23 protein-coding genes are annotated in these 21,871 nt (G+C 56.3%); 8 read left to right on the top strand and 15 right to left on the bottom strand.

Going from position 1 to position 21,871, the window contains the following annotated elements; all coding sequences use genetic code 11:
* Positions 1–3: 3 nt before the first annotated feature.
* Positions 4–1,938 (bottom strand): type II secretion system secretin GspD, encoded by a 1,935-nt coding sequence (gene gspD / locus INF77_RS21390; protein WP_048959671.1) that lies wholly within the window; start codon positions 1,936–1,938, stop codon positions 4–6.
* Positions 1,939–1,951: 13 nt separating this feature from the next.
* Positions 1,952–2,683: a type II secretion system protein GspC gene (gene gspC / locus INF77_RS21385; RefSeq protein ID WP_041910664.1), complete on the bottom strand. Its 732-nt coding sequence runs from the start codon at positions 2,681–2,683 to the stop codon at positions 1,952–1,954.
* Between the two features lie 301 nt (positions 2,684–2,984).
* Between gspC and INF77_RS21380 the strand changes: the two genes are divergently transcribed.
* Together INF77_RS21380 and INF77_RS21375 are read left to right on the top strand one after the other, a co-directional pair.
* Positions 2,985–4,550 (top strand): ExeA family protein, encoded by a 1,566-nt coding sequence (locus tag INF77_RS21380; RefSeq protein ID WP_063154608.1) that lies wholly within the window; start codon positions 2,985–2,987, stop codon positions 4,548–4,550.
* Positions 4,550–5,194: a hypothetical protein gene (locus tag INF77_RS21375; RefSeq protein WP_193531988.1), complete on the top strand. Its 645-nt coding sequence runs from the start codon at positions 4,550–4,552 to the stop codon at positions 5,192–5,194. Before INF77_RS21380 ends, INF77_RS21375 begins: the two co-directional genes overlap by 1 nt.
* Here the strand turns inward: INF77_RS21375 and INF77_RS21370 are convergent, their stop codons facing one another.
* The 3 genes from INF77_RS21370 to INF77_RS21360 form a co-directional block, all read right to left on the bottom strand.
* A complete protein-coding gene (locus tag INF77_RS21370; RefSeq protein WP_028012518.1) occupies positions 5,195–5,818 on the bottom strand; it encodes a helix-turn-helix domain-containing protein in 624 nt (207 codons plus the stop codon).
* Between the two features lie 272 nt (positions 5,819–6,090).
* Positions 6,091–6,921, bottom strand: coding sequence for an N-acetylmuramoyl-L-alanine amidase (locus INF77_RS21365; protein ID WP_048999349.1), 831 nt, complete (start codon positions 6,919–6,921; stop codon positions 6,091–6,093).
* Positions 6,918–7,241, bottom strand: a complete 324-nt coding sequence (locus tag INF77_RS21360) for a heavy metal-binding domain-containing protein (protein ID WP_028012516.1) — start codon at positions 7,239–7,241, stop codon at positions 6,918–6,920. The genes INF77_RS21365 and INF77_RS21360 overlap by 4 nt, the downstream gene beginning before the upstream one ends.
* Positions 7,242–7,338: 97 nt before the next feature.
* On the opposite strand from INF77_RS21360, the gene INF77_RS21355 reads away from it, so the two are divergent.
* The 6 genes from INF77_RS21355 (at position 7,339) to artJ (ending at position 11,865) form a co-directional block, all read left to right on the top strand.
* Positions 7,339–7,857 carry a lipoprotein gene (locus INF77_RS21355; protein WP_028012515.1) on the top strand — a complete coding sequence of 173 codons (519 nt, stop codon included), beginning with the start codon at positions 7,339–7,341 and terminating at the stop codon, positions 7,855–7,857.
* 226 nt (positions 7,858–8,083) lie between these two features.
* Positions 8,084–8,812 (top strand): arginine ABC transporter ATP-binding protein ArtP, encoded by a 729-nt coding sequence (gene artP, locus INF77_RS21350; RefSeq protein WP_008500030.1) that lies wholly within the window; start codon positions 8,084–8,086, stop codon positions 8,810–8,812.
* Between the two features lie 19 nt (positions 8,813–8,831).
* Positions 8,832–9,563: an arginine ABC transporter substrate-binding protein ArtI gene (gene artI, locus INF77_RS21345; RefSeq protein WP_008500032.1), complete on the top strand. Its 732-nt coding sequence runs from the start codon at positions 8,832–8,834 to the stop codon at positions 9,561–9,563.
* Between the two features lie 6 nt (positions 9,564–9,569).
* The gene (artQ, locus tag INF77_RS21340; RefSeq protein WP_028012514.1) at positions 9,570–10,286 is read left to right on the top strand and encodes an arginine ABC transporter permease ArtQ; all 717 of its coding nucleotides are present in this window, start codon (positions 9,570–9,572) and stop codon (positions 10,284–10,286) included.
* Positions 10,286–10,954, top strand: a complete 669-nt coding sequence (gene artM / locus INF77_RS21335) for an arginine ABC transporter permease ArtM (RefSeq protein WP_028012513.1) — start codon at positions 10,286–10,288, stop codon at positions 10,952–10,954. The genes artQ and artM overlap by 1 nt, the downstream gene beginning before the upstream one ends.
* 179 nt (positions 10,955–11,133) lie before the next feature.
* Positions 11,134–11,865, top strand: a complete 732-nt coding sequence (gene artJ / locus INF77_RS21330) for an arginine ABC transporter substrate-binding protein ArtJ (RefSeq protein WP_015571008.1) — start codon at positions 11,134–11,136, stop codon at positions 11,863–11,865.
* A 75-nt stretch (positions 11,866–11,940) separates the two neighbouring features.
* Here artJ and INF77_RS21325 read toward each other — a convergent pair whose 3' ends face one another.
* The 10 genes from INF77_RS21325 to rimK all read right to left on the bottom strand — a co-directional run bounded on the left by INF77_RS21325 (position 11,941) and on the right by rimK (position 21,868).
* Positions 11,941–13,410 (bottom strand): ATP-binding protein, encoded by a 1,470-nt coding sequence (locus INF77_RS21325; RefSeq protein WP_193531989.1) that lies wholly within the window; start codon positions 13,408–13,410, stop codon positions 11,941–11,943.
* Complete coding sequence (locus INF77_RS21320) at positions 13,394–14,101, bottom strand: response regulator transcription factor (RefSeq protein ID WP_041912037.1); 708 nt, start codon at positions 14,099–14,101, stop codon at positions 13,394–13,396. The genes INF77_RS21325 and INF77_RS21320 overlap by 17 nt, the downstream gene beginning before the upstream one ends.
* 72 nt (positions 14,102–14,173) lie before the next feature.
* The gene (gene rlmC / locus INF77_RS21315) at positions 14,174–15,301 is read right to left on the bottom strand and encodes a 23S rRNA (uracil(747)-C(5))-methyltransferase RlmC (RefSeq protein ID WP_193531990.1); all 1,128 of its coding nucleotides are present in this window, start codon (positions 15,299–15,301) and stop codon (positions 14,174–14,176) included.
* Between the two features lie 40 nt (positions 15,302–15,341).
* The gene (locus INF77_RS21310; RefSeq protein ID WP_028012509.1) at positions 15,342–15,815 is read right to left on the bottom strand and encodes a YbjO family protein; all 474 of its coding nucleotides are present in this window, start codon (positions 15,813–15,815) and stop codon (positions 15,342–15,344) included.
* Between the two features lie 65 nt (positions 15,816–15,880).
* Positions 15,881–16,726, bottom strand: coding sequence for a putrescine ABC transporter permease PotI (gene potI / locus INF77_RS21305; RefSeq protein WP_028012508.1), 846 nt, complete (start codon positions 16,724–16,726; stop codon positions 15,881–15,883).
* Positions 16,723–17,676 (bottom strand): putrescine ABC transporter permease PotH, encoded by a 954-nt coding sequence (potH, locus tag INF77_RS21300; protein ID WP_041910674.1) that lies wholly within the window; start codon positions 17,674–17,676, stop codon positions 16,723–16,725. Before potH ends, potI begins: the two co-directional genes overlap by 4 nt.
* 9 nt (positions 17,677–17,685) lie before the next feature.
* The gene (gene potG / locus INF77_RS21295; RefSeq protein WP_049136642.1) at positions 17,686–18,819 is read right to left on the bottom strand and encodes a putrescine ABC transporter ATP-binding subunit PotG; all 1,134 of its coding nucleotides are present in this window, start codon (positions 18,817–18,819) and stop codon (positions 17,686–17,688) included.
* Between the two features lie 143 nt (positions 18,820–18,962).
* Positions 18,963–20,075 carry a spermidine/putrescine ABC transporter substrate-binding protein PotF gene (gene potF / locus INF77_RS21290; RefSeq protein WP_041910676.1) on the bottom strand — a complete coding sequence of 371 codons (1,113 nt, stop codon included), beginning with the start codon at positions 20,073–20,075 and terminating at the stop codon, positions 18,963–18,965.
* A 350-nt stretch (positions 20,076–20,425) separates the two neighbouring features.
* Positions 20,426–20,902 carry a YbjN domain-containing protein gene (locus tag INF77_RS21285; protein WP_003858385.1) on the bottom strand — a complete coding sequence of 159 codons (477 nt, stop codon included), beginning with the start codon at positions 20,900–20,902 and terminating at the stop codon, positions 20,426–20,428.
* Positions 20,903–20,965: 63 nt separating this feature from the next.
* Positions 20,966–21,868 (bottom strand): 30S ribosomal protein S6--L-glutamate ligase, encoded by a 903-nt coding sequence (rimK, locus tag INF77_RS21280; RefSeq protein WP_028012504.1) that lies wholly within the window; start codon positions 21,866–21,868, stop codon positions 20,966–20,968.
* Positions 21,869–21,871: the final 3 nt, after the last annotated feature.

Here is a 21,871-nt window from a genome sequence, read left to right as displayed (position 1 = left end):
GCCTTACTCTTTAAACGGATTGCGTGTCGCGCTGGTTTTCACCGGTGCGGCATGGGTGGCAGTCTTAGTGTCGGCAGACGGAAACGCGGGCAGAATGGCGTTATCCGCTGGCTCAATAATGCCGAGCTTTTTCTCCTCCACGCGCTGCATCTGGCGAACGCGGATCTGGTCATATTTCTCTTTCGACGCGGCGCTGTAGTTGTCGTCGTCACGCAGGACGGTGGTATGGATAAACACCATCAGGTTGCGTTTCGACGTGTCCTGCGAGGTGTAGCGGAACAGCTGGCCCACCAGCGGGATATCGCCGAGCAGCGGCACTTTGGAAACCGACTGCTTGGTGACGTTTTCCATCAGGCCGCCGAGCACCACCGTCTGGCCACTGTGGACCATCACTTCGTTATTAATGGTGCGAGTGTTGAAGGTTGGGCCGAGGCTGGCGTCTTCCGTCGCGCTGTTGTCAACGCTGGAGACTTCCTGCTCAATCTTCAGGTGGATCATGTCACCGTCGTTAATCTGCGGCACAATTTTCAGCTTGGTACCGACGGTCTTACGCTCAACGGAGTTAAAGACGTTGTCGCCGCTGGTGGTCTGCGAACCGGCAAGGACCGGCACGTCCTGACCCACGTTAAACGACGCTTCTTTGTTATCCAGCGTGACCACGCTCGGCGTGGAGAGAATGTCGTTTTTACCGTCGGTGGAGAGCGCGGTCATCAGGGCGCCGAAGTCGCCGTTGAAGAAACCGGTCGCCAGGCCGGTGAAGCTTGCCCCCTTCATGGTGCCGTTTTTAATCTGGCTGATAGGCAGGCCGGTTGAGCCGAACTGCACGCCGCCGTGTTTGCTGGTCCACTGCACGCCGAGATCCAGGCCGTTACCGTCCTGCACTTCAGCAATGATCGCTTCCACCAGCACCTGCGGACGGCGAATGTCGAGCTTGTCGATCACCTTCTCCAGGGAGTTCATCACGTTAGGCTGCGCGGTGATCACCAGCGAGTTCGTTGACTCATCGGCGCTAATATTCAGATCGCTGGCCGCCGTGGCGGTTTTCGACTTCGGCGCACCCGCCTTGTCTTTCAGCTGCTCGCCAATACCGGTCAGCACCGGAACCACTTTGGTGGCGCTGGCGTATTTGAGGTAGAAGACGCGGGTATTCCCCTCGTTGTTCTGCTCGCGATCCAGCTGATGGATCAGGGAACGGGTGCGCATGCGCGCATCTTCCGAACCGCTGATCACCAGGCTGTTGGTCTCGTCATCCGCTACCACCTTGGTGGCGAGCTGCGGCGCGTTCTGCCCCTTCTGCTCTTCGTTGTTGAGGTTGTTCAACATGTCGGAGAGCTCTTTGGCGGACGCAAAGCGCAGCGGTACGATTTCGCGACGCTGAATGCCGTCTCTGTCGACGCGCTGCACCAGATCCACCAGGCGGTTCACCACCGAGGCTTTCCCGGTTAACAGCAGGACGTTCGACGGCTCAAAATGCACCACGTTACCGATACCGGTGGCATCGTTCAGCTGGCGCAGCAGCGGCGCCAGCTCACGCACCGGCACGTTTTCCATGCGCACGACGCGGGTGATGATCTCATCGCCTTTGCCCGGATTTTTGCTGTCTGCCAGCGGGGCCCCGGCGGTGCGGGCTACGCTTGAGCGCACCACTTTGACCATGCCGTTGTCCATCGGGATCACCGACAGACCGTACAGGTCCAGCACGCTCAGGAAGAACTGGTAATACTCATCTTCCGTCAGCACGTTATAGGTTCTGACCGACACCGTACCCTGAACGGACGGGTCGACGAGAATGGTTTTGTTAAGATTGCGGCCTACCGTATCGATAAACTCGCGGATATCGGTATTTTTAAAGCTCGCGCTAAAGTTGGCTGCAAGCAGCGAACTGGAATATAACGACAATGCGGTCAGCGCCACGCACGCCCAAGGAAATTTCTTCATGTCTGTACACTTGTTAATTGTTTAGAACATTAACCCGAATATTTTCAAGGTGAGCGTGACGTCTGACGACGACCTCCGCTTCTTTCATTTTCGACCAGTTGGCAATAATACTTTTTGCCTTTGCTTCATCGGTCATATCGACAGAGTTGACTTTCACAGCCACGTCGCCCTTTTCCAGCCCGGAATGGCTGAAGAACGCTGAGGCATTCCTTGGATTGATGTTGTAGCCTTCCAGTTGGCCTTTTTCGATTACCGGTTTTAACACCAGATAATCATCCAGATGCACGCTTTCCGCGCCTGCATCTTTCGTCGATTTGGTTACCGGGCCGCTGTCAACGCCGCCCTTAAAATAGTCAGGCTTATTTAACGCCAGTACCTGCGTAGCACCTTCATAATTAACCACCACATTGTCTTTGTTAATTTCCTGAATAAAGGCATCGTTAAAACCGGTCAGCGGCTCGCCTTCGCGATAGCTGCGCTGGCCTGCCGGGGTTTTAATCACCGCAAAGGAGAGCCAGGCATCGTCACTGCTGACAATTCCTTCAATTTCCGCTGCCAGCGGGGCTTTCGCGGCAGCCGGTAAGTTATCCTGACGCACCGCAGCCGTGAACAGAGTAAATGTCTTTTCTTCACGACGATTTTTCAGCGGCTGTTCATCAGATTTAGCCAACTTATTCGTAACTTTTTTATAATCTTTAAACGTCAGATAGCCTTGCTGGCCGCAAAAAATTAACAGCACAAACATAATACAAGGCGTTATCCACCGTGACAGAAATGAGAACCTCATTTTTCATCTGGCCTTTAGCAAAGCGGAAATAAGCAGCGTCGGGCTGCGCCAATATGTGTGAAAAATAGTAATTAACTGCCGTAAATACGACCATCGACTTCGCCATTAACTTTAATAAAAAAAACTATTGACCAAATAAAATCGGGATGTTAGGTCATTGCAACTGGATATTTTTACCCTGTGCGCAAATTGACCACCCTGTGGCGTTGCTTTACTTTCTCGTCCTGTTGCTATTCCTAATCAGAGACGGTAAGTCGTTATGTATCAGAGCCACTTTAAATTTAAACAACCGCCATTCAGAACAATCACGGGTTTCTCCGGCGATTTTCTGGTGCCTTATCATCAGGACGTATTCAACCTGCTGAAAGAGAAAAGCCAGGTGGCGGGAATTATCGGGCTCTTTTGCAACGACGCACCGCTGCTGGGCCACTTCAGCGATGCGCTGAAGGCCAGCCTTCCTGGCGCCATTGCCATCAACGCGTTTCCTAAGCTGAGTGCCAGTAGCCTGCTGTACAAGCTCAACCCGGGAACGAAAGAGAGCAAGAGCCGCATTCAGGCGGTGGATGCCGTGCTGCATCAGTGGCAGGGCGGAAAAAACCGCAGCAAAACCCTGGTCATCCGTCACGCGGAAGCGATGAAGGAGACCTGCCGTGAGGTGCTGGGGATGTTGCTTACGCGTGCTCAGGAGCTGGAGTTCCGTCTGTCCATCGTGCTGATGGGCAGCGCGGATCAGGAAGCCGCCCTCTTACACCCATCTGAACTTCGCGAATATGCCCATACCCGTCATACATTGCGTCCCCTGACCTGCCGGGAATTTCTCAGCTATGTGCAGGCGCAGTGTGAAGAACACGGGTGCGAGAATTCGCCGCTAACCCCGGCGCGCGTGCGCAAGATGCACGCGCTGACCAAAGGCAACATCAGCAAACTGAATGAACTGGCGCACCTGTCAATGCTCGCGGCCTGGACCGAACGTGCAGCGCAGGTCAGCCCGCGTCATTTACGCCTGGCGGCAGGCGAGATCCTCCCGGCGAAAAAACACGGTAAGCGCCTGGCGACCGTGGGATTGTTCGCCTCGGTTCTGTTCGCCGCCTGCGGATGGTATTTAACCGCCTCAATCAATGCAAAACTGCCGATTCAGCTTCCCGTACCGGCGAGCTGGAAACAGCAGAAGCCAAAAGCCGACGCGCCTGTCGTGCCGGTTATCGACAATGAAGTGGTTAATCAGCCGGATGCGATGCACCAGCTGTACCTGATGTGGGGGTATGACGCCTCCGCGGATGATGCGCTGTGTCAGAACGCCGGGAAGGTCAATCTGATGTGTAAACAGGGCAACGCGTCACCGGATGCGCTGGCACAGGAGGGTTATCCGTGGGTCAGTGAACTCAAAACCGGTAACCATCTTAACTACGCTGTTGTCGCCCGCGTAGGCGATGACTCGATGGATCTGCTGATGAATAACCGCACCTGGCAGGTGAGCCGCAGCTGGTTTAACCAGCATGCCACCGGTAACTTTACCCAGCTGCATCGCCTGACGCCGGAAGGCAAAGATGCCATCAGCGCCGCCAGCGATGCGAAAGACATGGGCTGGCTGGATCAGGCGCTGAGTCTGGCTCTTGGCCAGCCTGAAACCCATGCTCAGACCTGGACGGCTGAGATGATGAAACGCACCCGCGAGTTCCAGCAAAAAATGCATCTGCATGTGGATGGTATTCCAGGGGAAGATACGCTGATGCAGTTAATGCGTGAAACCCATACCACGCCGAGCGTGCTGATTCAGGCCACGCATGCCACACCGGACGCCAACACGCAGGAGAAGCATTCCTAATGTCTACCATCTGTCTTGCGGCTCAGCGCAGCTACACCACCGGAGAGGCGGTCTGGTTTTCGTACCGCCTCCCCAGCCTGAGAAAAATTTGCGGTCATACCTTTTTATGGGTATTGGGTTTGTGCGCCCTGGTCATGGCAGGGCTGTACGCGCATATTTACTGGAATTTGCGCCACCCGGCCCCTGAACCGGTAAAAGCGAGCGTCGCTAAACCGGAAACGCAGCTTTCCGATATGCATTATGTGTACGTGAGTAAACCGTTCCCGCATCCGCATCCGCATCCTAAACCGGCGCCGGTACGGGAAGAGATGCCGCCCATGCAGGATCTGCCGATAAGCACCGATGATGCTGACTGGCAACAGGCCCCTGATAGCACCGTGCCGCAGGATGTCGGGCACGATACGTCGCGTGATACCCTGCCGGGAACCGAGGCGCACGAAAACGCCACCGCGTCGTCGGGTAGTGAAGATGCTTCGTTAGCCGAATTGTTTAAGCAGGCGTTGAAAGAACAAGAGCAGGATTATTCTCAAGGCAAAATTCCCGCGCCGCCGGTTGACGAAACGCAGGATCAATCGCAAAGCAGTTTGTTGCATAACGATAACGTCCAGTCTCCTTTGAGTAAAAAAGGAGACCGGCTGGAGTAGTTAATATTTTTCAGGCAGCGTGGTGAGGTTAAGCAGACGACCTTTCTCCACCACAATATATTGACCTTTTTTCAGGTCGGAGAGGATTTTAATAATGGTACTGCGGGCCAGGTTGGTATATTCCTGAATATAGTCATAAATATTAATATCGCGCTGCTGGTGAACAATCAGCTCATTAATTTCGTAGAGGAATTCGCGGACCACAGAATAGGCGCTACGGGCGACCAGAACATCATCGCGTTTGCTCAGCAGGCAGATGTACCAGGAGAGCACTTTGGTCAATTCAGGCCACAGATTTTTCTCGGTCATAAGCTGCGCGAAGGCCTCTTTTTTGATGCTGCGTACCACGGTGTTTGCGCGGACCAGGCCGTACATATGGGCTGACTGATAGAAAATAGCGGACAGGCCAAACACGCACTGTCCGGTGACGGTAAACATGCAGAGTTCGTCTGATTCACGACGGAATTCGACTTCGCCGCTGACGATAATATGAATATACTGAGAGTCAGCCGTGGAAATTTTCTGCCATTTCTTTAAGGTTTTCTCTTCAAAACCTTCCGTGGCAGAAATAATGGCTTCCATTTCAGGTTGTGGACGTAATTTTTTACCGTAAATGCTTAACATTGTTATACCCATTTAAGATTAGATTTATTAGACATAGCATGGCCGCGGCATTAAAACCGAAAACCAACAATCTTTTCCTGATGAAAGGCTCAAGGAGAAAATAAGAACGCCTGCCGCCAGCAATATTTTTTTGATTTACTTAGCAAGCTATGTGTCTATCTTAAATCCGGATAATTTTAAGTCAATTTACTAAAAATGAATTGAGTTTGTACTTAAGATTAATCTTAAGCACAAATAAGGGGAAAACGCGCATTCGGGCGCAAACCGAAGGTTTACCCCTGCCCGTATTTCTCTAAAAGGGCTTCTGCAATGGCCATCGTTTCCACATCCGCGACGCCGTTCCATACCTGCGGGCGATAGTGCATCTGAAAGGCGGTGATAACGCGTTGCTGCTGCTGATCCGTGGCGTTGTCCGGCACCTCATAGCCATAGCGCATCAGCAGATCGAGCAGGGCTGCACGATCTACCTCCTGATAGCGCGGACGACCATTGATATAGAAGTTCACGCGCTCGGCATCGGGCCAGGCCCCAATCCCCTGCTTCGCCAGCGCCTGCCAGGGAAACAGCGGGCCGGGATCGTCCTTACGCTGGGGCGCGATATCAGCATGCGCCACCACGTTCTGCGGTTTAATGTCGTACCGGGCGATAATATCTTTCGCAAGCGGGATAAGCGCCGCGATTTGCGCGGGCTCAAACGGCGCGAAAACTTTCACACCGTCGCGCTTCTGCCAGCCGCGGTTCTCCAGTTCAATGCCGACAGACGTGTCGTTGATGCGGTTGGTGCCGCGCCAGAAGCTGATGCCCGCATGCCAGGCCAGCTCGCTCTCCGGCACCAGCTGCCAGATGCGCGGTTTGCCGTCGGGTGTGGGCGGTTTTGCGGGGATGAGATAATGCGAGCTGACGTTTTTGTCGGTTAAGGTCGCAAGCGAGGTGTCGAAGTCGTCGGCGGTGTAGTGGATCACCAGCACCTTTATGCGCGGGTAGGCCGCCTGCGCCTGATGGCGGGTATCCAGCTCGTAGGCACCTTTATCAACAATGCCTTTTTCCTGGGCGCATCCTGCCAGCAACATCGCCAGCAGGAGCGTTGAAAGCGAGCGCTTCATCGACGGGTTTTCACCGCCGTGCCGCTTACGCTCACCATCAGCATGCTCGAATCTTTGCCGACGGTTTCATAATCAATATCGATTCCTACAACGGCATCTGCGCCCAGCGCTTTGGCCTGCTCGCCCAGCTCCTTAAACGCAATTTCGCGCGCTTTACGCAGCTCTTTTTCGTACGCGCCGGAGCGTCCACCGACGATGTCACGAATCCCGGCGAAGAAATCCCGGAAAATGTTCGCGCCCAGAATCGCTTCGCCGGTGACCACGCCGCAATACTCGGTAATGGTCTGTCCTTCCAGGGTTGGCGTTGTTGAAAACTGCATACTTTCTCTCCTTCTTTAGCGTTCAATGCGTTAGCAACAGCATTATCGGTTCGTTACGCTATGATTGAAAGGATAGTTAATAAATAAGGAAATCAACATGCGCTACTCTGCTTTAACACTTTTAGTGCCCTGCGCGCTGGTGCTCAGCGCCTGTACTACCACGGTCACGCCAGCCTTTAAGGATATCGGTACCCGCAGCGGCCCCTGCATAGACGGCGGCCCGGATACCGTGGCGCAACAGTTCTATGATTACCGCATTCAGCATCGCGGAAATGATCTCACCGCCCTGCGCCCGTACCTGAGCGATAATCTTGCAAAACTGCTCAACGATGCCACTCGCGATCCGCAGCATAACGCCCTGCTGAAATCCGATCCGTTCTCCAGCCGCACCACGCTGCCGGACAGCGCCGAGGTGGCCAGCGCGTCAACCATCCCGAACACCGATGCGCGGAACATTCCGCTGCGCGTGAAGCTGACCCAGGGAACCCAAACCTGGCAGGACGAAGTGCTGATGATCCGTGAAGGCCAGTGCTGGGCGGTGGACGATGTGCGCTATATCGGCGGCAGCGTTCATGCCCCGGCCGGCACGCTGCGCCAGTCGATTGAGAACCGCTAGATCATTAGTGATAAAAATGTTACCCCCGTAAAATGTCCGGCATTTCACGCGGAATGCCGACATTTATACTCGCCGACCTTGCCGTTCGCTATTTTGTGCTATGTTTAAGAGGAAATGCGGGTTATATTTAACTTTTAACGCAGAAATATTGCATAACTATTCTGTCAACGGTACTATCTGCGGCCTCAATTGCTATAGATTGCCTGGATGAGTAAAGACTGCCCCGATGAGTATTAAACTAAACGGCATTAACTGCTTCTACGGCGCACACCAGGCGCTGTTTGACATCACGCTGAACTGCCCGGAAGGCGAAACGCTGGTTTTACTTGGCCCAAGCGGTGCAGGCAAAAGCTCCCTTCTGCGCGTCCTTAATCTGCTTGAAATGCCCCGTTCCGGTACGCTGGCTATCGCCGGTAACCATTTTGATTTCGCGAAAACCCCGTCAGATAAAGCTATACGCGAACTGCGTCAAAACGTCGGCATGGTCTTCCAGCAATACAATCTCTGGCCGCACCTGACCGTGCTGCAAAACCTGATTGAAGCCCCGTGCCGCGTGCTGGGGTTAAGCAAAGATCAGGCCATCGCGCGTGCTGAAAAGCTGCTGGAGCGTCTGCGCCTTAAGCCCTACAGCGACCGCTATCCGTTGCACCTCTCAGGGGGTCAGCAGCAGCGCGTGGCGATTGCCCGCGCGCTGATGATGGAGCCCGCGGTACTGCTGTTTGATGAGCCGACCGCGGCGCTGGACCCGGAAATCACCGCCCAGATCGTCAGCATCATTCGCGAGCTGGCGGAAACCAATATTACGCAGGTCATTGTTACCCACGAAGTGGAAGTGGCGCGTAAAACCGCCAGCCGTGTGGTCTACATGGAAAACGGGTATATCGTTGAGCAAGGTGACGCGAGCTGCTTCGCTAACCCGCAAACCGATGCCTTCAAAAACTATTTATCTCATTGATTGTGTCAGGGGAAATATAATGAAAAAAGTATTACTTGCCGTGCTGCTTGCTGGCGTTACCCTTTCCGCTACCGCAGCCCAGACCATTCGTTTCGCCACGGAAGCCTCCTACCCTCCGTTTGAGTCCATTGATGCGAACAACAAAATTGTTGGCTTCGACGTAGACCTGGCAAACGCCCTGTGTAAAGAGATCGACGCAACCTGTACCTTCAGCAACCAGGCGTTCGACAGCCTGATCCCAAGCCTGAAGTTCCGCCGTATTGACGCCGTCATGGCCGGTATGGACATCACTCCTGAGCGCGAAAAGCAGGTGCTGTTCACCACCCCTTACTACGACAACTCCGCCCTGTTTATTGGTCAGAAAGGTAAATTCACCTCTGTCGATCAGCTGAAAGGTAAGAAAGTCGGCGTGCAGAACGGCACCACGCACCAGAAGTTCATCATGGATAAACATCCAGAAATCACCACCGTTCCGTACGACAGCTACCAGAACGCGAAGCTGGATCTGCAGAATGGCCGTATCGACGGCGTATTTGGTGATACCGCTGTCGTGACCGAGTGGCTGAAAGCCAACGACAAACTGGCGCCAGTGGGCGACAAAGTGACCGATAAGGACTACTTCGGTACCGGTCTGGGGATTGCCGTTCGTCAGGGCAACACCGAGCTGCAGCAGAAATTCAACGCTGCGCTGGAAAAAGTGAAGAAAGACGGCACCTACGAAACCATCTACAAAAAATGGTTCCAGAAGTAATTCCTGATGAATGAAATTTTTCCTTTAGCAAGCGCCGCCGGGATGACCGTCGGCCTTGCCGTTTGCGCACTGATTATCGGCCTGGTGCTGGCGATGTTCTTTGCGGTGTGGGAATCAGCAAAATGGTTCCCCGTCGCCTGGGCGGGCTCCGCGCTGGTCACCGTACTGCGTGGGCTACCGGAAATTCTGGTGGTCCTGTTCATCTATTTCGGCTCCTCACAGCTGCTGCTCACGCTGTCGGACGGCTTCACGATCAATCTCGGCTTTGCGCAGATACCGGTGCAGATGCAGATTGACAACTTTGACGTCAGCCCGTTCCTCTGCGGCGTGATTGCCCTCTCCCTGCTCTACTCCGCGTACGCGTCGCAAACCCTGCGCGGTGCGCTGAAAGCGGTACCGCAGGGGCAGTGGGAATCCGGTCAGGCGCTGGGCATGTCGAAAGCAGCGATCTTCTTCCGTCTGGTGATGCCGCAGATGTGGCGCCACGCCCTGCCGGGCCTGGGCAACCAGTGGCTGGTATTGCTGAAAGATACCGCGCTGGTGAGCCTGATCAGCGTGAACGATTTGATGCTGCAAACCAAAAGCATCGCCACCCGTACTCAGGAGCCATTTACCTGGTACATCGTGGCGGCGGCTATCTACCTGGTAATCACGCTGCTCAGTCAGTACATCCTCAAGCGTATTGACCTGCGTGCGACGCGCTTTGAACGGAGACCAGGCTGATGCTTGAATATTTCCCGGAGCTGATGAAAGGGCTGCACACCAGCCTGACGCTGACCGTGGCGTCCATCATTGTGGCGCTGATCCTGGCGCTCATCTTCACCATCATCCTGACGCTGAAAACGCCGGTGCTGGTGTGGATCGTGCGCGGCTACATCACCCTGTTTACCGGTACGCCGCTGCTGGTGCAGATCTTCCTGATTTACTACGGTCCGGGCCAGTTCCCGTCGCTGCAGGCGTATCCGGTTATCTGGCACCTGCTCTCTGAGCCGTGGCTCTGCGCTCTGATTGCCCTTTCGCTGAACAGCGCGGCCTATACCACCCAGCTGTTTTACGGGGCGATCCGTGCCATCCCGGAAGGACAATGGCAGTCCTGCGGGGCGCTGGGCATGAGCAAAAAAGACACGCTGGCGATCCTGCTGCCGTACGCCTTCAAGCGCGCGCTCTCCTCTTACTCTAACGAAGTGGTGCTGGTGTTCAAAAGTACCTCGCTGGCCTACACCATCACCCTGATGGAAGTGATGGGTCACGGGCAGCTGCTGTACGGGCGCACCTATGACGTGATGGTGTTCGGCGCGGCCGGCGTGGTCTATCTGGTGGTGAACGGTCTGCTGACGCTGATGATGCGACTGATTGAGCGTAAAGCGTTAGCGTTTGAGCGCAGAAATTAATCACGCGAGTGCATAAAACGTAATTACCAGAGCGGATAACCCGATGGCTTATCCGCTTTTTTTTATATTCAATATAATATTTAATCATATTTATTGCATATAAATTCATTAACTGGCATTGTACATCCATGCCGCAGACACGGCGCATAATGACAAGATAGACAGACGGGAGCATTACAATGAAAAAGTTAGTTCTGGCCGCACTACTCGCCACCTTCGCCGCTGGCGCATCCGCTGCTGATAAAATCAATTTTGGCGTTTCGGCCACCTATCCGCCGTTTGAATCGCTGGACGCCAGCAATCAGATCGTCGGTTTCGATATCGACCTGGCGAAAGCCCTGTGCAAGCAGATGCAGGCCGACTGCACCTTTACCAACCATGCCTTCGACAGCCTGATCCCGTCGCTGAAATTCAAGAAATACGATGCGGTGATCTCCGGGATGGACATCACGCCGGAGCGCAGCAAGCAGGTGGCGTTCACCGACCCGTACTACGCCAACTCAGCGGTGGTAATTGCGAAGAAAGGGGCTTATAAGTCCTTTGACGAGCTGAAAGGCAAACGCATCGGGATGGAAAACGGCACCACGCACCAGAAATACCTGCAGGACAAACATCCTGAAGTGAAAACCGTCGCCTATGACAGCTACCAGAACGCGATTATCGACCTGAAAAACGGCCGTATCGATGGCGTCTTCGGCGACACCGCCGTGGTAAACGAATGGCTGAAAACCAACCCGCAGCTGGGTACGGCAACGGAAAAAGTGACCGATCCGCAGTACTTCGGCACGGGCCTCGGCATCGCGGTACGTCCGGATAACAAAGCCCTGCTGGAAAAACTGAACGGCGCGCTGAAGGCGATTAAAGCAGACGGCACATACCAGAAAATCAGCGAGCAGTGGTTCCCGCAGTAATCTCTTTTTGCCGGGTGGTCTGGCCTACGGGGGTGGTCTGTAAGCCGGGTAAGCGCAGCGCCACCCGGCAATTTCTCACAGCGGCACAAAGAACCTGAACCGCGCCCCGCTCACGGACTCCATCAGCCTGATCCCGCCGCCGTGTAGCTCCAGCATTCGCTTAACGATTAACAGCCCTAACCCGCCGCGGTTCTCCCGCGATGCCTGGGTATTCAGCGCCGAAGGCCGCTGGAACAGATCGTCGCGCAGCGAGGCATCCACGCCCGTTCCGGAGTCTGCCACTTCGACCTGAAGCCGTTCATTCTCCTGCCAGACCGCCAGACGAATTTCCCCGCCAGTGGGCGTATGACGCATCGCGTTATCGAGCAGGTTGGTCACCACGCGTTCGATCATCGACACATCGGCGTTTATCAGCGGCAGCGGCCCCGGCACGTCAATACGCAGATTCACCTCGCGCGTGCGGGCGGTAAGCTCAAACTTCTGCGCCACGTCGGAAATCAGCTCTCCCATCGCGAAACGCTCGCGCTGCGGCTTAATGCCGCCGTGCTCAAGGCGCGCCAGCTCGAAAAGCTGCTGGGAAAGATGTCGTACCTTTTGTCCCTGACGCAGCGCGGTGGCGAGATACTGCTGGTGCTCCTGCGGCGTCAGGGTGGCGGATTTGAGCGACAGGGTTTCAAGATAGCCCAGCAGCGAGGTCAGCGGCGTGCGAAGATCGTGCGAAATGTTGGCGATAAACTCCCGGCGCTGGCGATCGCTGTCGGCCAGCTGGTCCCACTGGCGGGTAATTTTCCGCGCCAGCTCGATGAAACTGTTGCGCAGGAGCGCCACTTCGTCATTGGCCGCGGCATCCGGCGGCTGTGCTGCGAGCAGCCTGATTGCGCTAATGCTGTCCTGCTCCAGGCCGGTGACCTCTTCCGTCAGGCGCTTAACCGGACGCGTCACCCAGTACCAGACCAGCAGTCCCGCCAGCAGGCCAAACAGCGCGACCCACAGCAATGACCAGAGCACCGTGCTCCAGAGCGCCTTATGCCAGGCCATTTCCGCCAGCGCGTTCGACTCCTCGCCCTGCAAAATAATGTACAGGTAGCCCTTAAGCTCGCCGTCCTGCCGCAGCGGCGTGGCGCTGAACACTTTTTTATTTTGACTGCGCGGATCGTCGCCCAGTACCGGTATGGCGGTACCGCTCAGGAAGGTCTGAACCGGTGCCAGGTCGATTTTTTGCCGCTGAATATGGCCCGGCGGTGCGGCATCGGCCAGGATATCGCCGTCCGGCGAGATAACGTACAGTTCAACGCTCGGGTTGAAGGTCATCAGCCGGTCGAACAGCGGCTTCAGCGCGGTGCGGTCAACCCTGCCCTGCGCGTCCAGAATCGGTTCCCGCTGGACGATCTGCTGCGCCAGGCCGCCCGACAACCGCTGCACCATCGCGTTGCCGTACTGCATACTGCTGTAGAGCTGTACCGCGCAGGCGACGGTAGCACAGAGCATCATCAGCAGGACAAACAGCAGCGTCAGTCGCTGGCTCAGGCTAAAGCGGCGCATCATGGTTTGGCTCCGCAAATTTGTAACCCTTGCCCCAGACGGTGCGAATTATCTCCGGCTCGGCGGCGTCCTTCTCAATCTTGATGCGCAGGCGGTTGATATGGGTGTTGACGGTGTGCTCGTAGCCTTCGTGCTGATAGCCCCACACCTGCTCCAGCAGCGCCAGACGGGAAAACACCTCGCCGGGATGGCGGGCGAAGAAGTACAGCAGTTCGAATTCGCGCGGGGTGAGATCCACCACCTGGCCGTGAAGCAGCACGCTGCGCGCCAGGGGATCGATCGTCAGGCCGTGGGCCTGAATTTGCCCGTCAGCCTGCGCCTGCCCCATCGCCTGCTGGCGGCGGAACAGCGCTTTGATGCGGGCAATCAGTTCCTGCACTGAAAAGGGTTTTGCCAGATAATCATCGGCGCCGGTTTCCAGCCCGGTGATGCGGTCGGTTTCGCTGCTGCGGGCGCTGATGATGATCACCGGCAGATAGCGGGTCATCTGACGGATGCGGCGGCAGATCTCCAGGCCGTCAACGTTGGGCAGCATCAGGTCGAGGATCACCGCATCCCACGGCTGTTTTTCAAGGCGCTGCAGGGCGTTGCCCCCGTCGGGCTCGTGGGTGATGGCGTAGCCTTCGTCTTCTAAGTTGAGCCGCAGAAGCGCCGCGATATCGTGGTCGTCTTCCACCAGCAGGATCTGCTTCATGGGTAAGCCTTTATTCATCTCTTATGACGTAAGCTTACCTGATTTTATGGGCGGGCAGAGTTCACATTTTGTTTAAGATTTCACGAGCAACGTCAGGACTTCATAATGCGCGGTATGCGGGAACATATCGAAAAGCTGTACGCGTTCAATGCGATAGCCCGGCAGTTGAGCGATGTCTTTCGCCATGGTCTGTGCGTTACAGCTTGAATAGACGATGTATTCCGGCGCCATCTGGCTCAGGTAGTCGCAGAGGGATTTGCCAATCCCACGACGCGGCGGATTAACCAGCACCAGCTCCGGCACGTTGCCCTGACCGGTCGCGAACTGCGTGGAGTCCAGCGCCTGAAAGTGCAGATTGGTTAACCCCAACTCGGCAGCGGACTGCTTTGCGCAGGCAATCGCTTCGGCGGAGATCTCAATGCCGGTGAGCTGCATCTCAGGCGTGGCGCAGTGCAGGCCAAAACCGCCCACGCCGCAGAACAGGTCCCACATATGATGGATGTTTAACGCGCGCACCCAGTCGCGGGCGGTGGCGTACAGGCTGCTTGCCACGGTCGGGTTGGTCTGGAAGAAGCTTTGCGGGCGGATCCATAGCGGTACGCCGTTGAAGCTCTCCGCCAGCGCGTGCTGGTCGGTGAAGAAAACCTCTTTCTCCCCTTCCATGATCGCCATATGCACCGGCTGAATGTTTGCGGTAATCACCTTTAACTGAGGAAGCTGTTCCTGCAGCCACGGCAGCGCCGCGCGCAGCTGCGCCAGCTTGGCTTCCGAGCGCAGCACGAAGCGCAGCATCATACCGCCATCGATCTGGCTTTCCGTCAGGAGAAGGTACTTTAGCTCACCGCGCCTGCGGGCAACGTTGTAAGGCGTTAACCCCGCGCGAGCGATAAACGGTTTCAGTGCGGCAAAGACCGGCTCAAACGAGGCGGGATAGAGCGGGCAGTCGGTTAAGTCTTCCGGCGTGCCGTCGCGGTGCAGCATCCCCAGCAGCGGTTTTTCAACGCTGCCGCTGACCACCATTTTGGCTTTGTTGCGAAAGCCCTGCTCCGGGCCGCTGACGGGTGCGCACCACTCGCCCACCGCGCGTGCTGCCAGCAGCTGTTGCAGGTCGGTCATTTTGGCGGTGAGTTGTTGAGAAACCGGCTGTTCTATCCACTGACAGGAGCGGCAGCGTCCGGCGTCATAGAGTGCGCACTGCATATGAAAACCTTAAGGAAAACGAGGGCTGCGATTATACACATTATTGCAGGCGGAAGAACCGCCGACTGGACGCCGGAACGAAAAGCAGGCAGAGCACCAGCATATCCGGCAGTTTTTGCATGACCAGCGCATGGAAAATCTCACGTCGCGACTCACCCGGAATGCTGAACAGCTCAGGATAGCCATAGCCCAGCGAGGCGGCCCACAGATAGCTGGCGGCGGTCACCTGCGTGAGCAGATAGACCCAGCGCGCCCAGTTTCGCCCTTTGACCAGCGAAAACGCGCAGTAGATCTCGATAAACACCAGCACCAGGCTGCTTAAAAAGACCAGCGTCAGATTCCACGTTTGCACGCTGCGGTGAATGAATTCCCCGATGCCGCGCACGCCCAGCGTATTCAAAATCATCAGAACGTCCAGGCAGCGGATCATAATAATGGCGAGCGCCGCCACCTGAACCAGCGCAGGAACGTTAGGACGGGCGTGCGTAATACGTGATTTTTTTACTAATCCCAATGTTTTACTTCCCTGAAAAACAGTGCCGCGTCATGCGCGGCACATCACCGGAAATTTTAAATCCTTCAGCCGCGTCTTGCACGCTGGATATCGCGCACGCGCTGTTTTTCCGCGCGCGCCATCAAATACCAGGCGATAAATCCGACAATTCCGACCACGCCGAGAATGATAGAGGCCAGAGCATTGATCTCCGGGTTCACCCCCATGCGCACGCTGGAGAAGACCAGCATCGGCAGCGTCGTCGCGCCCGGCCCCGAAACAAAGCTGGCGATAACCAGATCGTCGAGGGAGAGCGTGAACGCCAGCAGCCAGCCGGAGATCACCGCCGGCATAATCATCGGCAGGGTAATGATGAAAAAGACCTTTAGCGGCGTGGCGCCGAGATCCATCGCCGCCTCTTCAATGGAGCGGTCCAGCTCGCGCAGGCGCGAGGAGATCACCACCGCCACATACGCGGTACAGAAGGTGACGTGCGCCAGCCAGATGGTGAGCATGCCGCGATCCGCCGGCCAGCCGATGGCGTGCGCCAGGGCCACGAACAGCAGCAGCAGCGACAGGCCGGTAATGACGTCCGGCATCACCAGCGGGGCAGTGATCATAAAGGCGAAACCGTTTGAGCCGCGAAAACGCCCGAAGCGCACCATCACCAGCGCGGCGATGGTGCCCAGAACGCAGGCCATCGTGGCCGCCAGCGCGGCAATGGTCAGGCTCAGCCCCACCGCGCTCATCATTGCGTCGTCGTGGAACAGCTCGCTGTACCAGCGCGTCGACCAGCCCGCCCAGACCGTCACCAGTTTGGAACTGTTGAACGAGTAGATCACCAGCATCAGCATCGGCGCATACAGGAAGGTGAAGCCGATAACGAGGATCAGAATGCGCCACGGGGAGCGTACTACCGGTAAGTTGTTCATCCGCGATCTCCCATCTGTTTCTGCTGATGCTTATGGAACCACATGATCGGGACGATCAGCAGCAGGAGCATGATAATCGCCACCGCCGACGCCACCGGCCAGTCGCGGTTATTGAAGAACTCCTGCCACAGCACGCGGCCAATCATGATGCTGTCCGGCCCGCCGAGCAGTTCCGGGATCACAAACTCCCCGACCGCCGGAATAAACACCAGCATCGACCCGGCAATGATTCCGCCTTTGGTCAGCGGGACAATCACGCTGAAGAAGGTCTTCAGCGGACGCGCGCCGAGATCGAGCGAGGCTTCCACCAGCGAGTAGTCAATCCGCGTCAGGGCGGTGTAAATCGGCAGCACCATAAACGGCAGATAGGCATACACAATGCCGATATAGACCGCAAGGTTGGTGTGCAGGATGGTCAGCGGCTGATCGATGACCCCAAGCCACATCAGAAAATTATTCAGCACCCCGTTGTTTTTCAGGATCCCCATCCACGCGTAAACGCGTATCAGAAACGAGGTCCACGACGGCAGGATCACCAGCAGCAGCAGGATGTTGCGCGTTGAGGGCTTGCTGTGCGCCACGGCCCACGCCAGCGGGTAGCCCATCACCAGACAGCAGAGCGTCGAGATCGCCGCCACCTGCAGAGACTGCAGATAGGCTTCGAAATAGAGCGGATCCTCGGTGAGCTGGAGGAAGTTGCCCAGATTCAGCGTCAGCGTCAGTTGCCCGTCGGCCCACTCCCACAGATCGGTATATGGCGGGATCGCCCGCGCCATCTCCGCCAGGCTGATCTTAAAGACGATCAGGAACGGCAGCAGGAACAGCAGGATCAGCCACACGTAAGGCATGGCGATTACCAGCTTGCGCCCGTGGTTCATCTTAAGGCGCGTCAGCCAGTGGGCAAAGCCGCCCGGTTTTTTGACGCGGGCTGGAGGTTCAAGTGTGCTCATGATCGCTCCTTATACCGTCAGCACGACGCAGCTGTCCGCGTCCCAGCACAGGCGCACTTCGTCGCCCCAGGTCGGCTGCCCCTTGCGGTAGCGATGTTCGTTCTGTAGCTGCGCGCTGAGCATCTGTCCGCTTTTCAGGCGCACGTGGTAAATGGAGAGATCGCCCAGATAGGCAATGTGCACCACTTCCCCGACGGCAAAGTTATAGCCATCGGCAGGCGGATCGTCACAGAGCATGATCTTCTCCGGACGCAGCGCGACGTAAACCGGCACGTTATCCACCACGGAGCTATCCGGATCGACCTTAAGCGGATGCTGCAGCCCCGGCGATTCGATGACCAGGCCGTCATCCTGACGATCCTTCAGCAGCCCTTCGAAGACGTTAACCGAGCCGATGAACTCCGCGCTGTAGCGGGTGGTCGGATGCTCGTAAATCTCTTCCGGCTCGCCAATCTGCACGAACTTCCCGCGGTTCATGATCGCGATACGCCCGGCCATGGTCATGGCCTCTTCCTGGTCATGGGTGACCATCACGCAGGTCACCCCCACGCGCTCGAGGATATCGACCACTTCGAGCTGCATACGGTCGCGCAGCTTTTTATCCAGCGCGCCCATCGGCTCGTCGAGCAGCAGCAGTTTCGGGCGTTTCGCCAGGCTTCTCGCCAGCGCCACGCGCTGACGCTGACCGCCGGAAAGCTGGTGCGGCTTACGCTTCGCGAACTCCTGCATATGCACCAGGCTCAGCATTTCGGCCACGCGCGCGGTGATTTCGGCTTTCGGCAGCTTGTCCTGCTTCAGGCCAAAGGCGATGTTTTGCTCCACCGTCATGTGCGGAAACAGCGCGTAGGACTGGAACATCATATTAATCGGGCGCTGATACGGCGGCACGCTGGAGAGATCCACGCCATCGAGCATAATTTGCCCGGCGGTAGGCTGTTCAAAACCGGCCAGCATACGCAGCAGGGTCGATTTACCGCAGCCCGATGCGCCCAGTAGCGCGAATATTTCGCCTTTATAGATAGTCAGGCTGACGTCGTCCACGGCATGCTGGCCATCGAAAGATTTGGTGAGGTTACGAATTTCAAGAAGCGGGGTCAGCGCTTTACGGACTTTCGCCTGCGGGCGGGGGATCGCGTCATTCACGGGGTGCTCTCCGGCATAGATCAATACTGGTGCAAACGCACCGTCTGGGTGCGCATCGCCGGGCGGCGCGAACGCTTGCCCGGCCTACGGGTTGTGTAGGCCCGGTAAGCGATAGCGCCACCGGGCAACATTACCAAACGCCGTTATTTACCGCTTTTCACCTTGGTCCACGCGCGGGTACGCACGCGGTCAATTTTTGGATCCTGAACCTTCAGGGTGAACAGCTTGGCGAACACGTCCGCTGGCGGATAGATTGCCGGGTTACTGCGGATCGCTTCACTCACCAGCGGCACGGAGGCCTTGTTACCGTTGGCGTAGTAAACGTGGTCGCTGATGTGGGCAATCACCTCAGGACGCATCAGGTAGTTAAGGAACTGGTAGGCTTCGTCTTTGTTTTTCGCGTCAGCCGGCATGGCGAAGACGTCAAAGAAGGCCAGCGCCCCCTCTTTCGGAATGAAGTAGGACACATTCACGCCGTTTTTCGCCTCTTTCGCGCGGTTCGCCGCCTGCCACACGTCCCCTGCCCAGCCGATCGCCACGCAGATGTCGCCGTTCGCCAGGTCGTTGATGTACTGTGACGAGTGGAAATAGCGAATGTTTGGACGCAGCTTCAGCAGCAGATCGGTCGCCGGGCCGGTGTAATCATCGGCTTTATTGCTGTTCGGGTCTTTGCCCAGGTAGTTCAGCACGGTGGCGAAAATCTCTTCCGGCGCATCGAGGAAGGAGACGCCGCAGCTTTTCAGCTTCTCAAGGTTTTCCGGCTTCAGCACCACGTCCCAGCTGTCCAGCTTAACGTCCGGGCCCAGCGCGGCTTTGACTTTATCCACGTTGTAGCCGATACCGGTGGTCGCCCACAGGTAAGGCATGGCGTATTTGTTGTCCGGGTCGTGCTTCGCCACCAGCTTCAGCACTTCCGGATCGAGGTTTTTCCAGTTCGATAACTTGCTCTTGTCCAGCGGCTGGAAGACGCCCGCCGTCAGCTGACGCTCCAGGAAGCTTGCGGAAGGTACGACCAGGTCAAAACCGGTGCTGCCTGCCATCAGCTTTCCTTCCAGCACTTCGTTGGAATCGAAAACGTCATAGACCACTTTAATGCCGGTCTCTTTTTCAAAATTAGCGACCGTGTCCGGCGCAATATAGTCAGACCAGTTGTATACGTGCAGCGTTTTTTGTTCCGCAGCGAGCGTGCCGGCAGAGACGGCCATCAGAGCACCCGCAACCAGACCCGATAACCATTTTTTATTCAAGGCGATCATAGTGTTATTCCTTCTGAAAGCTCGTTAACAAACGAACTAAACTGTGCAATCTGGATATATGCAAAAATCATGCATAGTTTGTCGCTCTGCTCAAAATAAAAAGAAACCTCTTTACCCGGCAGGATCCGCTCGCTTTTTTAAGCATCGCAAGAATAACTGTAGCCCGTGTCTCCGGCTATAGCCCAGACGAAAAAACGCCTTTTATCAATTTTTTATGCAGGTTAAGTCTACGTGATAAGCCGAAATGGCCTTGAGGGAGGTGAAAAATTCTTTAAAGAAAGGTTAAAGGCAGCAGAAAAAATGGCCTTCTGCAGCCGCTATGGCAGCGACTGCGCAAAAGTCAGACAGGCTTAGTGAAGAAAATTGGGAGATGCATCATTATTCTCAGCATCGTCTTCCGCGCTATACAGCAGATGATGTGCATTGGCTTCCATCATAACCATGGAAATTTGCTCTTCGCTCAGGCGCATAAACCAGGCGAACTGCTTGAACGACAGCCCTGCCCCGGAGAATAAAGACTGGCAAACGACCAGTTTAGGCAGATTATCGTCCTGTATATCGAGAAATGCTTTCACCGTCAAAGAACTGGCGTTGATAGCCGAGAGATCGGAGGCCAGCGCCAGCAGCGCAGAAGGCTTCACTTCGGCCAGCGCGGAAAAAAGGATCACGTCGTTAATCAGATCGATTTTGGCATCGAAAATGCCGTCGAAATTCTGCATATGAGGCAGATGCAGCGCCTGGCAGGAATCACATTCGAAGAAGGTGATCCCGGCATCATCAAGCCATTGACGTAACGTATCCAGTGTAGGTACGACCTGTAAATCCATCGCTGTGCAGCCTCTTTAGTAAAAACTTCGCATAGGGTACTCAAAAAGCGCCCGGTAATCCATTTAACCGCCCGTTTTCAGACAGTAACCCGGCGTGGCATGACGCTCGATCCATGAGATCATTTTACCTGCAATATCGACCCCTGTGGTTTTTTCCACACCTTCCAGCCCCGGGGAGGCGTTCACCTCCATCACCAGCGGCCCGCGCGTCGCCCGAAGAAGGTCCACGCCCGCTACGTCCAGCCCCAGGGTTTGCGCCGCTTTCACGGCTATTTCCCGTTCGCGTTCGCTAATATCGGCTACCCGCGCAACGCCGCCGCGGTGAAGGTTAGAGCGGAAGTCGCCCTCTTTGGCCTGGCGCTCGATGGCCGCCACGACCTCGTTCCCCACCACGAAACAGCGAATGTCGCGCCCTTTCGCCTCTTCAATGTACTCCTGCACCAGAATGTGCGCATTCAGCCCGCGAAAGGCGTCGATCACGCTCTCCGCCGCCTGACGCGTTTCCGCTAACACCACGCCAATGCCCTGCGTGCCTTCCACCAGCTTGATCACTAAAGGCGCGCCGCCCACCATATCGATCAGATCGCTGGTGTCGTCCGGTGAATGAGCAATGCCCGTGACCGGAAGATCGATCCCCTGTCGGGCGAGAAGCTGCAGGGAGCGCAGCTTGTCGCGGGCGCGGGAAATGGCGACGGATTCGTTGAGCGGATAGCTGCCCAGCATCTCGAACTGGCGCAGCGCGGCGGTGCCGTAGTAGGTAATCTGGGAGCCGATGCGGGGGATGACCGCGTCAAAGTGCGGCAGCTTGCGGCCTTTGTAGTGAATCGACGAGGCGGCGGGGTCGATATTCATATAGCAGGACATCGGGTCGAGGATCTCAACCTGATGCCCGCGTTTCGCCGCCGCTTCTCGCAGGCGCTTACATGAATAGAGCGTTCCGTCCCGGGACAATATGGCAATTTTCACCCT

Source organism: Enterobacter cloacae complex sp. P1B (assembly GCF_014982345.1).
GTDB classification, from domain to species: domain Bacteria; phylum Pseudomonadota; class Gammaproteobacteria; order Enterobacterales; family Enterobacteriaceae; genus Enterobacter; species Enterobacter bugandensis.
The sequence above is the reverse complement of the archived record's forward strand: the minus strand, read 5'-3'. Positions and strand labels throughout refer to the sequence as shown.

Excerpts from the sequence above, each read along its gene's own strand:
- gspD (WP_048959671.1), bottom strand. The coding sequence starts at position 1,938 with ATGAAGAAATTTCCTTGGGCGTGCGTGGCGCTGACCGCATTGTCGTTA.
- gspC (WP_041910664.1), bottom strand. The coding sequence starts at position 2,683 with ATGTTTGTGCTGTTAATTTTTTGCGGCCAGCAAGGCTATCTGACGTTT.
- INF77_RS21380 (WP_063154608.1), top strand. The coding sequence starts at position 2,985 with ATGTATCAGAGCCACTTTAAATTTAAACAACCGCCATTCAGAACAATC.
- INF77_RS21375 (WP_193531988.1), top strand. The coding sequence starts at position 4,550 with ATGTCTACCATCTGTCTTGCGGCTCAGCGCAGCTACACCACCGGAGAG.
- INF77_RS21370 (WP_028012518.1), bottom strand. The coding sequence starts at position 5,818 with ATGTTAAGCATTTACGGTAAAAAATTACGTCCACAACCTGAAATGGAA.
- INF77_RS21365 (WP_048999349.1), bottom strand. The coding sequence starts at position 6,921 with ATGAAGCGCTCGCTTTCAACGCTCCTGCTGGCGATGTTGCTGGCAGGA.
- INF77_RS21360 (WP_028012516.1), bottom strand. The coding sequence starts at position 7,241 with ATGCAGTTTTCAACAACGCCAACCCTGGAAGGACAGACCATTACCGAG.
- INF77_RS21355 (WP_028012515.1), top strand. The coding sequence starts at position 7,339 with ATGCGCTACTCTGCTTTAACACTTTTAGTGCCCTGCGCGCTGGTGCTC.
- artP (WP_008500030.1), top strand. The coding sequence starts at position 8,084 with ATGAGTATTAAACTAAACGGCATTAACTGCTTCTACGGCGCACACCAG.
- artI (WP_008500032.1), top strand. The coding sequence starts at position 8,832 with ATGAAAAAAGTATTACTTGCCGTGCTGCTTGCTGGCGTTACCCTTTCC.
- artQ (WP_028012514.1), top strand. The coding sequence starts at position 9,570 with ATGAATGAAATTTTTCCTTTAGCAAGCGCCGCCGGGATGACCGTCGGC.
- artM (WP_028012513.1), top strand. The coding sequence starts at position 10,286 with ATGCTTGAATATTTCCCGGAGCTGATGAAAGGGCTGCACACCAGCCTG.
- artJ (WP_015571008.1), top strand. The coding sequence starts at position 11,134 with ATGAAAAAGTTAGTTCTGGCCGCACTACTCGCCACCTTCGCCGCTGGC.
- INF77_RS21325 (WP_193531989.1), bottom strand. The coding sequence starts at position 13,410 with ATGATGCGCCGCTTTAGCCTGAGCCAGCGACTGACGCTGCTGTTTGTC.
- INF77_RS21320 (WP_041912037.1), bottom strand. The coding sequence starts at position 14,101 with ATGAAGCAGATCCTGCTGGTGGAAGACGACCACGATATCGCGGCGCTT.
- rlmC (WP_193531990.1), bottom strand. The coding sequence starts at position 15,301 with ATGCAGTGCGCACTCTATGACGCCGGACGCTGCCGCTCCTGTCAGTGG.
- potI (WP_028012508.1), bottom strand. The coding sequence starts at position 16,726 with ATGAACAACTTACCGGTAGTACGCTCCCCGTGGCGCATTCTGATCCTC.
- potH (WP_041910674.1), bottom strand. The coding sequence starts at position 17,676 with ATGAGCACACTTGAACCTCCAGCCCGCGTCAAAAAACCGGGCGGCTTT.
- potF (WP_041910676.1), bottom strand. The coding sequence starts at position 20,075 with ATGATCGCCTTGAATAAAAAATGGTTATCGGGTCTGGTTGCGGGTGCT.
- INF77_RS21285 (WP_003858385.1), bottom strand. The coding sequence starts at position 20,902 with ATGGATTTACAGGTCGTACCTACACTGGATACGTTACGTCAATGGCTT.